Raw genomic sequence first — 14,368 nt, 5'->3', positions numbered from 1 at the left:
TGCCCGCCCCCTCGATCCGCCGGTCTCAGCGCCAGCCGGCATCCACCCAATAATTGTGTCCGGTGCACAGCCGCGCATCGTCGGATGCGAGGAACAGCACCATGGCCGCGATGTCGGCGGGCTGCACGCGCGCCTTCAGGCATTGCGCGCCGACGATCTCGGCCTCGCCCTCGGGTGTGTACCACAGTTCCTGCCGGGGCGTCTGGACGTTGCCCGGCACGACGGTGTTCACGCGGATGCCGGCCGGCCCGAGATCGCGGGCGAGGGCACGGGTCATGCCCTCGATCGCAGCCTTGGCGGTCTGGTAGATCACGAGGTCTTCGAGCCCGAGATGCCAGCTGATCGATCCGAAATTCAGGATCACGCCCGTGCCGCGCGCCTTCATCCCCGGCACGACGCTTTGCGCGCAGAAGAACAGGTGGCGCAGGTTCACCGCGATCCGTTCGTCCCAATAGGCCGGCGTTACCGCCTCGACCGTGTGCCGGTCGTCGTTGCCGGCGTTGTTGACCAGCACGTCGACGCCGCCCAGTTCGTCCTCGATCGCGCGCATGGTGACGGCCACCGCGTCGAGATCGGTCAGGTCGAGCGGGCGGAACAGCGGCGGGTGCGCGGCGCCGGGCGACAGGCGCGCGACGAGCGCCTGCGACGCATCGCGCTCCCGGTCGACGAAGACCACCTGCGCGCCTTGCGCGACGAAGCCCTCGACCAGACCCGCGCCGATCCCCGATCCGCCGCCGGTGACGACGACGCGCTTGTTCCGGAGGCTGGGATAGCTGGCGCGCATGGCGGCATCGATCGTCGGCTGCGCGCTCATGACCGCACCAGCCCGCGCGCGACCAGGCCCTTGAGCGTCGCGCCGATGCCCTCCGTCCAGGGCGGGGCATCGCGCGAGGTCACGACGCGGTTGACGAGCACGCCCAGCCGATCGCTGGCGATCGTCACCACGTCGCCCACCTTGTGCGTGAAGCCGCGGCCCGGCTCGTCGCGATCCTGCGTCGGGGCGAACAGCGTGCCGAGGAACAGCGCGAAGCCGTCGGGGTATTGGTGTTCGCTGAGTGTCTGGCGGACCAGATCGAGCGGATCGCGGCTGATCTCGCGCATCGAGCTGGTCCCCTCGAGACGATAGTCATCGGTGCCGACGATCGTCAGCGACAGTTCGGCGGCGCGCACGTCGTCGATCGTGAAGCCGTCGTCGAACAGGCGGACGAGCGGGCCGAGCGAGCAGGACGCGTTGTTGTCCTTGGCCTTGCCGAGCAGCAAGGCCGAGCGGCCCTCGAAATCGCGCAGGTTCACGTCGTTGCCGAGCGTCGCACCCACCGCTTCGCCGTCCGGCGCGACGAGCAGCACCACTTCGGGCTCGGGATTGTTCCAGGTCGAATCGGAACGGACGCCGATGTCGGCACCCCAGCCCATGGTCGACAGCACCGGCGCCTTGGTGAACACCTCGGCGTCTGGCCCGATCGCGACCTCGAGATATTGCGACCACACGCCTTCGTCGATCAGCGCCGCTTTCAGGTCCGCGGCTTCGCGCGAGCCGGGCACCACGCTGCGGATCGACCCGCCGATCCGGCCCTCCAGCCGCGTGCGGAAATCCTGCGCGGCGGCGGCATCGCCGCGCGCGCGTTCCTCGATTACGCGCTCCACGGCGGACGTCGCGAAGGTGACGCCGCACGCCTTGACGCATTGCAGATCGATCGGGGTGAGCATCCGCGCGGCGCCATCGGCCAGGACGGTGTCCAGCGTTCCGATCGCGCGTCCGCCCTCGGCGGTCAGCGTGCCGGCTTCGACCAGCAGCGAAACGGTCGGCTGCACCGCGCTCATGTCGTATACGACGCCCTGCGCTATCAGCACGGGGCAGGGGCCGTCGCCGAAGTCGATCCGGCCGAGAAAGCGACCCTCGCGCCAATCCGCCGGCAGGTTGGCGGCGACGTCGAAGACGGCCGCATCCGAACTCAAATGCATGGCATCCTTTCCTGTTAGCGCTATCGTGGACGATGTCGCACGCGGGCGTCAACCCGGCGCCTCCGGGGTTGCGCCGATCATATGCAGCCGGCATCCTCGCGACATGGGCGCATCGGCGGCCGGCGGCCAGGGCGAAGGCTTGACATCGATCCCGCCGCCGCCTCTGGTAGCGCTCACAATCGTGACGAGCATCACGGCGGCGCCGAATCTTGGGCGACCGGCGAAGCGTCGGAGCAAGAGGGAGAGGATAGCGGTGGCTGGTATTAGGACGGACGAGGAGGCGGTGAACATCCGCTTCATCGCCACGATCGTCATGGTGGCGACGATCGGCGGCTTCATGTTCGGATATGATTCGGGCGTCATCAACGGCACGCAAAAGGGTCTGGAGGCGGCGTTCGATCTCGGGCGCTTCGGCATCGGCGTGAACGTCGGTGCCATTCTCGTCGGATCGTCGATCGGCGCGTTCAGCGCCGGGCGGCTGGCCGACCGGATCGGGCGGCGATCGGTGATGATCCTGGCCGCCGTGCTGTTCGTGGGCAGCGCGCTGCTCGCCGGCGCCGCGCCGTCCTCCAGCGTCTTCATCTTCGCCCGTATCATCGGTGGGCTCGGTGTCGGCGCGGCGAGCGTGATCTCGCCGGTCTATATCTCCGAAGTGACGCCGGCCGCGATCCGCGGTCGCCTGTCCAGCGTGCAGCAGGTGATGATCATCACCGGGCTGACCGGCGCGTTCGTCGCCAATTTCTTCCTCGCCCGCTATGCGGGCGGCTCGACCGCCGATTTCTGGCTGGGCGAAAAGGCCTGGCGCTGGATGTTCTGGCTGCAGGCGATCCCGGCCACGATCTATTTCTTCGCGCTGCTCGGCATCCCCGAGAGCCCGCGTTATCTGGTTGTGAAGGGCCGCGACGCCGAAGCCGAGGCGGTGCTGACGCGTCTGTTCGGCCCCGCGACTGCGGCCCGCAAGGTGGGCGAGATCCGCGCCAGCCTGGCCGGCGACCACCACAAGCCCAAATTGTCGGATCTCATCAGCAAGTCGACCGGTCGCATCCGCCCGATCGTGTGGGCGGGGATCGGTCTGGCGGTGTTCCAGCAGCTCGTCGGCATCAACGTCGTGTTCTATTACGGCGCGACCTTGTGGGAGGCGGTGGGCTTCTCGGAGGATTATGCGCTGCAGACCAACATCCTGTCGGGCGTGCTGTCGATCGCGGCATGCCTGTTCACGATCGCCACGGTGGACCGGATCGGCCGCAAGCCGCTCCTGCTGATCGGATCGGCTGGGATGGCGGTGACGCTGGCGACCGTCGCCTATGCCTTCTCCACCGCAGTGACGGACGCCGGCGGCGCGGTGTCGCTACCGGGGCATAACGGCCTGATCGCGCTGGTCGCGGCCAATCTGTACGTCATCTTCTTCAACGCGAGCTGGGGCCCGATCATGTGGGTCATGCTCGGCGAAATGTTCCCCAACCAGATCCGCGGGTCGGGGCTGGCGGTGGCGGGGTTCGCGCAGTGGATCGCGAACGCCCTCATCTCGGTCAGCTTCCCGTCGCTCGCGGTGTCGCCGGGGCTCAGCGTCACCTATTTCGGCTATGCCTTCTTCGCGGCGGTCTCGTTCTTCTTCGTGCGGGCGATGGTCACCGAAACGCGGGGTCGCGAGCTGGAAGACATGATCGGCTGATACCGCGGCGCCGGGCCGCCGCCGATAGGGCGGCGGCGGATCAGCCGGTTCGCCGGGCCGCGCGCATCGTCTGGGCCGGGTTCAAGCGTTCGAGCGCGAAGGGCGTGTCGAACGCGAGACCGGCCCGGCCGTTGCGGATCCAGCGGATGCGCGCGGGGAACATCTGGTTCTCGAGCAATTCGATGGTCACCGCGAGGCCCACCGCATCGCCCTCGATCGCGATTCCCTCGATCATCGCGCCGCCGCTCGAGATGTCGCGGATGCGCACATCGCCTTCCTGGTCGTCGATCGCGATCCGTGCGGAGCGCAGCATCTTGGTGCGCGGCGCGCGGCTGACCTTGTGCCCGGTCGCCTGGGCCCGGCCCTCGGCGATGCCGAGCTGTTCGCGCACCGTCTCCGCGCGCATCCCGCGGCCATAGACATAGCCCTGGATGTTCGTGCAGCCGAGCGCGCGCAACAGGTCGATCTCGTCCTGCACCTCGACGCCTTCCGCGGTCGTCTCCATGCCCAGCGTGTCGGCGAGCGTCACGATCGCTTTGATGATCGCGGCGTTGCGGTTGCCGGCCACCGCGGCTTCGCGGACGAAGGACTGGTCGATCTTGATCTTGTCGAACGGCGCGGTCCGGAGATAGCCGAACGACGAATAGCCGGTCCCGAAATCGTCGAGCGCGAGCCGCACGCCGATACCCTTCAGCGCCTTGAACATCCGCTCCGACGAGGCGGTCTCGTCGAGGAACACGCCTTCGGTGATCTCGAGTTCCAGCCGGTCGGGATCGAGCCCCGCGCTCGCGAGCGCGCTGGTGACGAGCGCGGGCAGGGCGGGGTTGGCGAACTGGATCGGCGACACGTTCACCGCCACGCGGACGCCGGGAGGCCAGGACGCCGCCTCGATACAGGCGGTCCGGAGCGCCCATTCGCCCATCGCCTCGATCAGTCCGCATTCCTCGGCCACCGGGATGAAGTCGGCGGGCGAGATCGGGCCACGCACCGGATGATCCCAGCGCATCAGCGCCTCGAACCCCGCGATCCGTTCGTCGGCGGTGCGCACCACGGGCTGATAGACCAGGTGGAACGCGCCGTTCGTCAGCGCGGCGCGCATGTCGTCCTCGAGCTGCTTGCGGCTTTGGGCGCCGGCCAGCATGTCGTTCGAATAGAAACGGTGGACGCCGCGCCCGTCGCCCTTGGCGGCATAGAGCGCGAGGTCGGCGTTGCGGATCAGCGTCTCGGCGTCCTCGCCATGCTGCGGCGTGATGGCGATGCCGATCGAGCACCCGATCGCGACCGAGGCGCCGGCGATGAAATAGGGCTGCGACAGCGACGCGATCAGATCGCGCGCGAGTTCGGACAGCGCCTCGCGCGAATCCATGCCGGGCAGCAGCACCTGAAATTCGTCCCCGCCGATCCGCCCGACCAGGCCATTGTCGCCGACGCCGCGCTGGAGCCGCTGCGCCACCTGCTTCAGCAGCGCGTCGCCCGCCTGATGGCCGAGCGTGTCGTTCACCGCCTTGAACCGGTCGAGATCCATCAGGAACAGCGCGGTCGCGCGGTAGGGGCCGGCGCTCGGTGCGAGCGTCTTGTCGAGCGACAGGCGCATGCGCTGGCGGTTGGCCAGGCCGGTGAGGCTGTCGAACAGCGCCAGCCGCGTGATCTCGGCCTCCGATCGGCGGCGCTCGGTCAGGTCGGATCCCGATCCGATGAAGCCCTGGAACCGGCCGAGCTCGTCGACCACCGGTCGGCCCGAGATCGACCACCAACGCTCGCCGCTGGTGTCCGGCGCGGCGCACACGGAATAATCGGAAAACGACGTGCGCGACGACACGTGAAAGGCGAGCGTGCGCTCGGTGCCGGGCGCGTCGCTGTCCATCCGGAAGATGTCGGTGAGCGTGCGGCCGAGCGGCGCGATTCCCGCCGCGGTCAATTCGCTACCCACCTTGGCCGAGACATAGGTGAGCCGGCCGTCGCGATTGGCTTCCCAGAACCAGCCGGTGCCGTGCTGTTCGAATTCCGCCACCATCTTGGCCGCGCGCTGGCTGCGATAGCCGTCACGCAACTGGTCGATCGAAGATTTCAGGTCGAGCCGCGCGAGACGCAGGATCGCCGCCCAGAGACAGGCCAGAAAGCCGATCGCGACGCCGATGGTGACCAGCGACGCCGACAGGAACGCGACGCCCGCGACCAGCCCCGACGCCAGCGCGAGCGTCGCGCTGCGCACCGGGTGAAGCGTGATCGCACCGATCGCGATCGCGCCGACCATCGCTACGAAACAGCTCAGCCGTATCGGGCCGGTCGGCAGCGTGAGGCAACTCCACAACAGACAGGACTGCGCCAGCGCCAGCATCGCGGCGGCAAGCGCCACGCCGCGCGTGCGCAGGAAGGTCGAGCGATCGCGAAGCACGGGTAGGCGGAGCAAGGCCAGAATGCCGCAGGCGATGAGGAGAAGCCCCGCGCCGTTCACCGCCATCCTCGCGGTCGATCCGGCATCATGCGCGAGATAGGCGGCGATCGGAAATGCGGTGGCGGCCAGCGCCTGCGCACCGATGGCGATCGGCCACACCGCATCGACTTGGTTCAACCGGTGAAGATGCGTGCCGGTCGCCGGATCATTCTCGTTTTCCGCCAAGCCGAGAACACGCAGCACGCCGGCCAGGCCGGAGGGCGGCGTTTCGTCGAAAGGCACGATGAACTGCATCGCGTCATCTATCCAAACCTAGCTTACAAAAATGCTAAGCGAACACCATTAACGCGCCGCCGTTGCCGTGATGGGGTTTGGAATCTAGAGCATGCGCATGACCACGATCATCCGCGAAGCCGATCTGATCGAGAGCGTCGCCGACGCGCTCCAGTTCATCAGCTACTATCACCCGATGGATTATATCCGCGCGCTGGGCGTGGCTTACGAGGCGGAACAATCGCCCGCGGCCAAGGACGCGATCGCGCAGATCCTCACGAACAGCCGGATGTGCGCCGAGGGGCATCGCCCGATCTGCCAGGATACCGGGATCGTGACGGTCTTCATCAAATGGGGGCAGGATTGCCAGCTGGAACGCGGCGACCGTTCGCTGCAGGCGGTCGTCGACGAGGGCGTGCGCCGTGCCTATCTCCACCCCGAGAACAAGCTGCGCGCCTCGATCCTCGCCGACCCTGCGTTCACGCGGCGTAACACCAAGGACAATACGCCGAGCGTGCTGAACGTCGAGATGGTGCCCGGCAACACCGTGTCCGTCGATGTCGCGGCCAAGGGCGGCGGATCGGAGAACAAGTCCAAGTTCAAGATGATGAATCCGAGCGATTCGATCGTCGACTGGGTGCTGGAGATGATCCCGCAGATGGGCGCGGGTTGGTGTCCGCCGGGCATGCTCGGCATCGGCATCGGCGGCACCGCCGAGAAGTCGATGCTGCTCGCCAAGCAATCGCTGATGGGCGCGATCGACATGGCGCAATTGAAGCAGCGCGGGCCCCGCAACGATATCGAGGCGCTGCGCATCGAGATCTACGACAAGGTCAACGCGCTGGGCATCGGCGCGCAGGGGCTGGGCGGCCTGTCGACCATCCTCGACGTGAAGATCCTCGACTGGCCGACCCATGCCGCCTCGAAGCCGGTGGCGATGATCCCCAATTGCGCCGCCACCCGCCACGCGCATTTCGTGCTCGACGGTTCGGGCCCGGTCTATCTCGAAGCGCCAAGCCTCGCCGAATGGCCCGAGGTGAACTGGACGCCCGACCAGGCGGCGATCCGCGTCGATCTCGACACGCTGACGCCCGCGGTGGTGCAGTCGTGGAAACATGGCGACCGGCTGCTGCTGTCGGGCAAGATGCTCACCGGCCGCGATGCCGCGCACAAGCGGATCCGCGACATGCTGGACGCGGGCGAACCGCTGCCCGTCGCGTTCGCGGGCCGGGTGATCTATTATGTCGGCCCGGTCGATCCGGTCGGCGAGGAGGTGGTCGGCCCCGCCGGCCCCACGACCGCCACGCGGATGGACAAGTTCACGCGGATGATGCTCGATCAGGGCCTGCTCGCGATGGTGGGCAAGGCGGAGCGCGGCCCGGCGGCGATCGACGCGATCCGCGACGCGCGATCGGCCTATCTGATGGCAGTGGGCGGCGCGGCCTATCTGGTGGCGCGCGCGATCAAGGGATCGAAGGTGGTGGGCTTCGCCGATCTGGGCATGGAGGCGATCTACGAATTCGAGGTGAGCGACTTTCCCGTCACGGTCGCGGTGGATAGCGAGGGGCAGTCGGTCCACCATCTGGCGCCGCTGGTGTGGCGCGAACGGATCGCGCGCGAAGGCCTGTTGCAGAACGCCTGAGCGCGGCCGGATCGGGCGCGGCGTCGTCGGGGAAGGGATCGGCGGAAAACACCGCCTCGACAGGCCTTGCCAGCAGGCGCGCGATGGCCATGCCGAGTTCGAGGCTGGGCGCATAGTCGCCGCGTTCGAGGCAGCCGATGGTCTGCGGATTGACCCCCACCGCGATCGCCACGTCGCGCCTGGAAAGCCCATGCGCCTTGCGAAGCGTGCCGATGCGATTGAACATGGCAGCGTTCAACCGCAACGCGAAAACCGGAGCAAATCCAATCGCATCCGATTTGATCGGCATTCCCGCCTGCGCGATGCGCCACCGGACGCGCAAATGAAAAGAGGTTGCCGGACGCCTCTCGGCAGCCCGACAACCTCCAGACATGGTCAGCGGCCGGAAGCTCCAGCCCGGAGGACCATGCGAGCCGCAGGTCTATGCCGATGCGCGTTGACTGGGGGAGGATACCCCCCGCACACCGACGGCGAACCTAGCGGCGCGTCCCCCGAACGAACCGAACCGAACTCACTGCTGAACCATGAGACATCGGATCACCTCCTTTCGCTTGTTGATAAGAGCACCCAGCCTTGGGTGCGCCCGCAATGTGAGCGCGACGAGGCTGCGATGCAAGCCTTGTCTTGATCGGTCCGGCGCAGGCCGCGCACGGGCGGCGGTCAGCCGCGGCAATCCTCGGTCACGCGCTCGATCTCGGCCCAGGCGGGCACCACGAGCGTCGGCGCGCCCGGCTGCTCGATCGCGAAGCGGCCGCGGCTGAACCCCATCGCGTCGAGCAGCGGATCGCGGGGGGCGAGCGCCACCGCGACATAGGGCGGCGTGCCCCCGGTCGGGCGCGTCGGCAGCGCGCGCGTGACGCTGCTCGTGCGGATCGTGAGCGCAGCCGGCGATCCGCCGGCGCGCGACAGGAAGATCTGGCGCGCGGGAAGGTCGCAGCGCACCGTCAACAGCGCGTCGGCGCCCGGCGTGCCGAACAGCGCGAGGCTGCCGCGATCGTCGCGCGTGTAGCTCCAGGTGCCGGGCGTCACCGGCCAGTCGCGCCAGTTCGCCGCGAGCGGCACGGGGGCGGGCGCCGCCGTCACGACCGGCGGGCGGCGGACCGGCTCAGGCGCCGGTCGGGGCGCGGGCGCTCCGCAGGCGGCGAGGGCGGTCAGGGCGGCGAGGGGAATGAAGGCGCGCATCCCGGCGGCTTATGCGCCTGCGACCGCGCGTGCTCAACCGCCATGCCCACGGGAACCGCCGCAGGCCGCCACCGGTTGGGCGCAACGAACATCGATGATCCGGAGAGTCCCGTGCCCCATGAGCCTGTCACCCCCAATCTCCTGCTCGTCCAGGCGACGATCGCCGGCACGCTGAAGGTCGAAGGCCGCGACGGGGACCATGTGGGCTCGGTGTTCGCGGTGATGGTGCACAAGGCTTCTGGCCGCACGACGCACGCGGTGCTGAGCCTCGGCGGGTTTCTCGGCATGGGCAAGAGCTTCTACCCGATTCCGTTCGAGCTGCTGCAATATGATCCGGTGCGCGACGTGTATGTCGTGACGATCGACAAGCGCGTGCTGGAGGGCGGCCCGAGCTGGGCGAACAACGCGCCCACCTTCGACCAGGCCTATGCCGATCGCGTCGCCAGCTATTACGGCGTCACCAGCGGGTCGCTCGCCGCGGGATAGAGCTGGTCGCGGAGAGTCGCGAAACCGTCACATGCCTGCGTCAGGATGGGATGCTATACGGAGGAACAGCCATGGCATCCCAGGCGATCGACGCGAACGACGGCGCGGCTCTTCCGAGCCACCGGATGCATCCTGCCGGGATGACGGTGTTCCTGCTCCTGCTGGTCGGCGGGATCGTCTATGCCGGCGCGAGCGTGCTGCTCGACACGCGCAACGTCGGCGAACCGCTCGCGATCGGCGCGTTCCTGTTCCTGGGTCTCGCGCTGCTCGTCGCGCTCGGCTTCGAATTCGTCAACGGCTTCCACGACACCGCCAATGCGGTGGCGACGGTCATCTACACGCATTCGCTCAAGCCCGTCGTCGCCGTGATGTGGTCGGGCGCGTGGAACTTCATCGGCGTGCTCGTGTCGACCGGCGCGGTGGCGTACAGCATCGTCACGCTGCTGCCGGTCGATCTGATCCTCAACGTCGGCTCGGTCGGCGGCTATGCGATGATCTTCGCGCTCCTGATCGCGGCGGTCACGTGGAATCTGGGCACCTGGTTCTTCGGGCTGCCCAATTCGTCGAGCCACGCACTGATCGGATCGATCCTGGGCGTGGGCCTCGCCAACCAGATCCTGACGCACGGCGCGTCGGGCGTGGAATGGAGCCAGGCGGAAAGCGTGCTGCTGGCGCTGCTGGTCAGCCCGTTGATCGGCTTCTTCGGCGCGGCCGCCTTGCTGTGGGCGATGAAGCGCGTGCTGCCCGACCCCACGCTCTATCAGGAGCCGAAGGCGGATACGCCGCCGCCCTTCCATATCCGCGTGCTGCTGATCTTCACCTGCACCGCGGTGTCGTTCGCGCATGGCGGCAATGACGGGCAGAAGGGGATGGGGCTCATCATGCTCATCCTGATCGGCGTGGCGCCCACCGCCTATTCGCTCAACCGCACCATGCCCGACAGCTCGACGCCCGCGTTCATCCAGGCGGCGACCAGTGCGCAGGGCGTGTTCCGCCAGAAATCGGGCGGGGCGCATCCCGATCTGCCGACCGCCCAGGCGACGTTGAAGCAGGCACTGCGCGATCACAAGCCGGATGCCCCTGCGGTCTATGCCGCGCTCGACACCGTATCGGGCGAAATCGCGACCGAACTGACCAATTACGGCTCGATCCGCCACGTCCCCGCCGCGCAGACCAAGAACGTGCGCAACGCGATGTACCTCGTCGTCGACACGTTGCGCTTGTCGACCAAGGACGAGGACACCGCCAAGACCCGCTTCCCCGATGGCGGTGCGGCCAAGCTCAAGACCTATGAGGGACTGCTGGAAAAGGGCACGCGCTACATCCCGCTCTGGGTGAAGGTGGCGGTGGCGCTCGCGCTCGGGCTCGGCACGATGATCGGCTGGCGGCGGATCGTGGTCACGGTCGGCGAGAAGATCGGGCGCACGCACCTGACCTATGGCATGGGCGCCGCCGCCGAACTGGTCGCGGCCAGCACGATCCTGCTTGCGCAGGTGAAGGGCATGCCGGTCTCGACCACGCACATCCTGTCGAGCGGCGTGGCGGGCACGATGGTGGCGAACGGCTCGGGCCTCCAGGCCAGCACGGTGCGCAACATCGCGCTCGCCTGGGTGCTCACGCTACCGGCCGCCATGGCGATCGCGGGATTGCTCTACGCGCTGTTCCTGGCGGGGCTGCACGGGCTCGGGATGGCGTGAGCCGCGGCCGGGCGCGGGGGGTGTCGGGTTGCGATGATGCTCCCGCCCTCCGGCATCACGACATGACATTTGCTGCCTAGAGCGACGGTAGTTTGATTTAGCCCCGATCCGTTCTTGCGGAGCATGTCGAAGTACGCTCTCCCATGTCGAGCGTTCGCCGGTTTGGCACGCCCTTCGACGAGCTCAGGGCGACCGGAACAGGGTCAAGTCATCGGACGCTGAAGCAACCCCGACGCACGATCACTTGGATCAGATCAGCTTCAGATCGGCCGGCTCCGCGCCTGGGAACAACGTGCCCATCCGCGCCTGATCGATGCCATATTGGCGCTTCACCAGCCCGCCGATCAGCGCGCGGTAATCGGTCAGCACCGGCAGGTCGCGGCCCTGGTTGAGCGTCGCGGCGCTCACCGCCGCCTGCGGCCCCGCGATCCGGCCGCCGGCCACGCCGCCGCCCATCACCCAATAGACGCTGCCATGGCCGTGATCTGTGCCGTGATCGCCATTCTCGCGAAAGGTGCGGCCGAATTCGGAGACGACCACCACCGTCGTATCGCGCCACGCATCGGGCCCGATCGCGTTGGCGAAACCCGCGAGCCCGCGACCCAGTTCGCCGATCCGGTCGGCGAGATAGCCGGTCGCGCCGCCCTGGTTCACATGCGTGTCCCACCCGCCGACATCGACGAAGGCGAGGTTGAACTGGCTGCGCATCAGCGTGCCGATCCGCTGTGCCGACAGTTCGAAGCCGCGCGCGCTGACCGCGCCGCGGGCGGAGGCCTTCATCTCGTCGTCGAGCGTGCGGAACACCGTGTCGCGCACGGCGAAACCCTCGGCGACGGATCGGCCGAGATCGCTCGTGCCGACATGCTGCCCCTGGTACATCGCCTCGATCAGCTTCGCCTGGCGCGCGTCGATCGGCTTGCCGACATTCGCCATCGCCAGATTGGGGATCGGATCGGCGCCGCCGCGAAAGCACAAGGGAAGCTGGTGGGTGAAGGCGATCGGCCGGTCGCGGCTGCCGAGCACGCCCGCCAACCGCGCCATGAAGCCCGATCCGTAATCGCGGTGGCCGGCGATCGGCTGGCCGAGTTCGATGGTGTCCTGCGTCTCGAAATGGCTGCGGCTCATGTCGTCGGTGCCCGCGAACGGCACGAAGGCGAGCTGCCGTTTCTGCCACAGCGGGTAGAGGCTGTCCTTCAGCGCGGGATGGAGGCTCCAATCGGCGTCTAGCGGTAGCGCGGATTTGGGATCCGCCGGATCAGGCTTGGCGAGGCGGATGCCGGGGCGCGCCTGGTGGTAGAAGTCGCTGCCCGTGGGCGCGACGATGTTGGCGGCGTCATAGGCACCGCGCAGGAACACGACGAGCAGTCGGCTGTCCGCCTGCGGGGCGGCGAACGCCTGTCCGGCCACCACGAACGGCAGCGTTGCGGCGCCGCCGCGCAACAGGTCTCGACGATGGATGTGCATCAGGCGTCTCCCGGCTAACGGCGCATGAACTCGGGCGAGGAGAGGAACAGCGCGTTCCATTCCTGCGGCGAGGCCGCCTGCGACAGCGTGGCGCGCGTTGCCGGCGCCAGCGTCGCGGCGATCGCGCCATAATAGAGCGCGTTCTGCAACTGCGGAAAGGCCGGCCGGTCCGCCGCGGCGCCGGGCGCGCGGAACAGCCCCGCCGCGCCGCCGCCGATCTGGCGCGCGATGTCGAACCGGGTCGCCATCTGCCCCGGCCCCGACCAGGCGGCCGAGGTGAGCGGATAGCCGTCGGGCGTCTCGTGATTGTAGAGGCCTTCGCCCATCCGGTTAAGCCAGTTGAGCAGCGGCTGCGCGTTCAGGATCGTGCGGTCGCCATAAGCGAGCCGCACGGCGGAGACCGCATAATGGATCGGGTCCTTGAACGCCCGGCCCAGCGACGCGCCAAATTCGGGCGAGCGCGTCATCGTGCGGATCACTTGGCCGATATCGCCGTCGCTGCGGCGGAAAGTCGCCGCCATCCGGTCGACCACGGCGGGGGGCGGGGTGTCGCCCATGAAATAGGTCGCGATGCGCAGCGACACATGGTGCGCGGTGGCGGGCGCGCGCGCGATCAGGTCCAGCGCCTGCCCCACCTCGTCGAACCCCGATCCCTTGATGACATGGCCGAGGAAATGCTTGTCGCCGAAATCATGGCGCGCCGGATTGAACTCGAACAGCCCGGCGCGGACGTAGAGCGGCTGGAGCGCCGGCTTCAGCCGCGGCGCATCGGGCTTCAGATCGACGCCGACGCCCGTCAGGATGCGTGCCAGCTCCTGCACGTCCGCCTGGCTATAGCCGGAGCCCACGCCCATCGTGTGCAGTTCCATGATTTCGCGCGCGTAATTCTCGTTGATCTTGCCCGCCGCATTCTGGTCGTTGTCGAGATAGCGCAGCATCGCCGGATGGCGCAGCGTCGCCTCCAGCAGATCGCGGAAACGGCCGAGCGCGTGGGCGTGGAGCGTGTCTTCGTAATCGCCGACCATCGCGCGGATGTCGCGCTTGCCCGCCTGCACGTTGAACTGGTCGAACCAGAACCACGTCATCTGCTCGCGAAGCTGATCGGGCGCATAGAGATCGCGCAGCACCGACCGCGCGCGGGCCTCGTCGGCCAGCGCGTTCATCGATTTTTGATAGACGTCGCGCGCGGCCTTTTTCTGGTCGGGATCGGTCAGCGCGTTGCTGTCGCGGTTGGCGGCGTCCTGCTCCACCACGATCGCGGCTAGCGGCTCGGTCGTGATCCGCATCGCCGCCACCTGCGCGGCGGCGTCCGGCGGCAGCGTGGTGTCGGCACTGGCGAGTTGCGCCGCCAGCCAGCGATCGGAACCGGGTGGATCGCCCGCCGGAGTCGCGCTGGTCGCGCCCCAGGTCAGCCGGTTGGCCCAGGCGATCCGCGCCGCCGGATTGGGCTGCGCGGCGCCGAGCAGCGTGGACGCCAGCGCCAGGGCGCCGATCGCCGCGGCGCCGATCCGCGCTGTCCAAAGCCCCGATGGGCGTGCCCGGTTGGCCGATCTCACCATGAATCCGCTCTAATAGGCGGAAGATGAACCTATGAT

11 protein-coding genes are annotated in these 14,368 nt (G+C 68.2%); 4 read left to right on the top strand and 7 right to left on the bottom strand.

All coding sequences use genetic code 11. From position 1 onward, the window contains the following. Positions 1–25: 25 nt before the first annotated feature. Complete coding sequence (locus OXQ95_RS03675; RefSeq protein ID WP_276588852.1) at positions 26–814, bottom strand: SDR family oxidoreductase; 789 nt, start codon at positions 812–814, stop codon at positions 26–28. Then, positions 811–1,962, bottom strand: coding sequence for a fumarylacetoacetate hydrolase family protein (locus OXQ95_RS03670; RefSeq protein WP_267379748.1), 1,152 nt, complete (start codon positions 1,960–1,962; stop codon positions 811–813). The genes OXQ95_RS03675 and OXQ95_RS03670 overlap by 4 nt, the downstream gene beginning before the upstream one ends. A 262-nt stretch (positions 1,963–2,224) precedes the next feature. Here OXQ95_RS03670 and OXQ95_RS03665 point away from each other — a divergent pair, with 262 nt between their 5' ends. Then, the gene (locus tag OXQ95_RS03665; RefSeq protein WP_267380078.1) at positions 2,225–3,634 is read left to right on the top strand and encodes a sugar porter family MFS transporter; all 1,410 of its coding nucleotides are present in this window, start codon (positions 2,225–2,227) and stop codon (positions 3,632–3,634) included. A 40-nt stretch (positions 3,635–3,674) separates the two neighbouring features. Here the strand turns inward: OXQ95_RS03665 and OXQ95_RS03660 are convergent, their stop codons facing one another. After that, a complete protein-coding gene (locus OXQ95_RS03660; protein WP_267379745.1) occupies positions 3,675–6,323 on the bottom strand; it encodes an EAL domain-containing protein in 2,649 nt (882 codons plus the stop codon). 97 nt (positions 6,324–6,420) lie between these two features. Here OXQ95_RS03660 and OXQ95_RS03655 point away from each other — a divergent pair, with 97 nt between their 5' ends. After that, a complete protein-coding gene (locus OXQ95_RS03655; RefSeq protein WP_267379742.1) occupies positions 6,421–7,944 on the top strand; it encodes a fumarate hydratase in 1,524 nt (507 codons plus the stop codon). Here the strand turns inward: OXQ95_RS03655 and OXQ95_RS03650 are convergent. Together OXQ95_RS03650 and OXQ95_RS03645 are read right to left on the bottom strand one after the other, a co-directional pair. Continuing rightward, positions 7,844–8,233 carry a helix-turn-helix transcriptional regulator gene (locus OXQ95_RS03650; RefSeq protein ID WP_242096070.1) on the bottom strand — a complete coding sequence of 130 codons (390 nt, stop codon included), beginning with the start codon at positions 8,231–8,233 and terminating at the stop codon, positions 7,844–7,846. The genes OXQ95_RS03655 and OXQ95_RS03650 overlap by 101 nt on opposite strands. 371 nt (positions 8,234–8,604) lie before the next feature. Next, positions 8,605–9,126, bottom strand: coding sequence for a hypothetical protein (locus OXQ95_RS03645; protein ID WP_267379739.1), 522 nt, complete (start codon positions 9,124–9,126; stop codon positions 8,605–8,607). A 111-nt stretch (positions 9,127–9,237) separates the two neighbouring features. On the opposite strand from OXQ95_RS03645, the gene OXQ95_RS03640 reads away from it, so the two are divergent. Together OXQ95_RS03640 and OXQ95_RS03635 are read left to right on the top strand one after the other, a co-directional pair. After that, entirely contained in the window at positions 9,238–9,612 is a 375-nt protein-coding gene (locus tag OXQ95_RS03640) for a PRC-barrel domain-containing protein (protein ID WP_242096072.1), read from the top strand. Positions 9,613–9,683: 71 nt separating this feature from the next. After that, entirely contained in the window at positions 9,684–11,309 is a 1,626-nt protein-coding gene (locus OXQ95_RS03635; RefSeq protein ID WP_267379734.1) for an inorganic phosphate transporter, read from the top strand. Positions 11,310–11,558: 249 nt separating this feature from the next. On the opposite strand, the gene OXQ95_RS03630 is transcribed toward OXQ95_RS03635, so the two are convergent. After that, positions 11,559–12,773: a DUF1501 domain-containing protein gene (locus OXQ95_RS03630; protein ID WP_267379731.1), complete on the bottom strand. Its 1,215-nt coding sequence runs from the start codon at positions 12,771–12,773 to the stop codon at positions 11,559–11,561. Positions 12,774–12,787: 14 nt separating this feature from the next. Beyond that, a complete protein-coding gene (locus OXQ95_RS03625) occupies positions 12,788–14,332 on the bottom strand; it encodes a DUF1800 domain-containing protein (RefSeq protein ID WP_267379728.1) in 1,545 nt (514 codons plus the stop codon). Positions 14,333–14,368 lie beyond the last annotated feature (36 nt).

Origin of the sequence: Sphingomonas sp. GC_Shp_6 (genome assembly GCF_026540835.1) — a bacterium.
Taxonomy (GTDB): domain Bacteria; phylum Pseudomonadota; class Alphaproteobacteria; order Sphingomonadales; family Sphingomonadaceae; genus Sphingomonas.
The sequence above is the reverse complement of the archived record's forward strand: the minus strand, read 5'-3'. Positions and strand labels throughout refer to the sequence as shown.

Bases quoted from the DNA above. Each gene is read 5' to 3' on its own strand.
- OXQ95_RS03675 (WP_276588852.1), bottom strand. From the start codon at position 814: ATGAGCGCGCAGCCGACGATCGATGCCGCCATGCGCGCCAGCTATCCC.
- OXQ95_RS03670 (WP_267379748.1), bottom strand. From the start codon at position 1,962: ATGCATTTGAGTTCGGATGCGGCCGTCTTCGACGTCGCCGCCAACCTG.
- OXQ95_RS03660 (WP_267379745.1), bottom strand. From the start codon at position 6,323: ATGCAGTTCATCGTGCCTTTCGACGAAACGCCGCCCTCCGGCCTGGCC.
- OXQ95_RS03655 (WP_267379742.1), top strand. From the start codon at position 6,421: ATGACCACGATCATCCGCGAAGCCGATCTGATCGAGAGCGTCGCCGAC.
- OXQ95_RS03650 (WP_242096070.1), bottom strand. From the start codon at position 8,233: ATGCCGATCAAATCGGATGCGATTGGATTTGCTCCGGTTTTCGCGTTG.
- OXQ95_RS03645 (WP_267379739.1), bottom strand. From the start codon at position 9,126: ATGCGCGCCTTCATTCCCCTCGCCGCCCTGACCGCCCTCGCCGCCTGC.
- OXQ95_RS03635 (WP_267379734.1), top strand. From the start codon at position 9,684: ATGGCATCCCAGGCGATCGACGCGAACGACGGCGCGGCTCTTCCGAGC.
- OXQ95_RS03630 (WP_267379731.1), bottom strand. From the start codon at position 12,773: ATGCACATCCATCGTCGAGACCTGTTGCGCGGCGGCGCCGCAACGCTG.
- OXQ95_RS03625 (WP_267379728.1), bottom strand. From the start codon at position 14,332: ATGGTGAGATCGGCCAACCGGGCACGCCCATCGGGGCTTTGGACAGCG.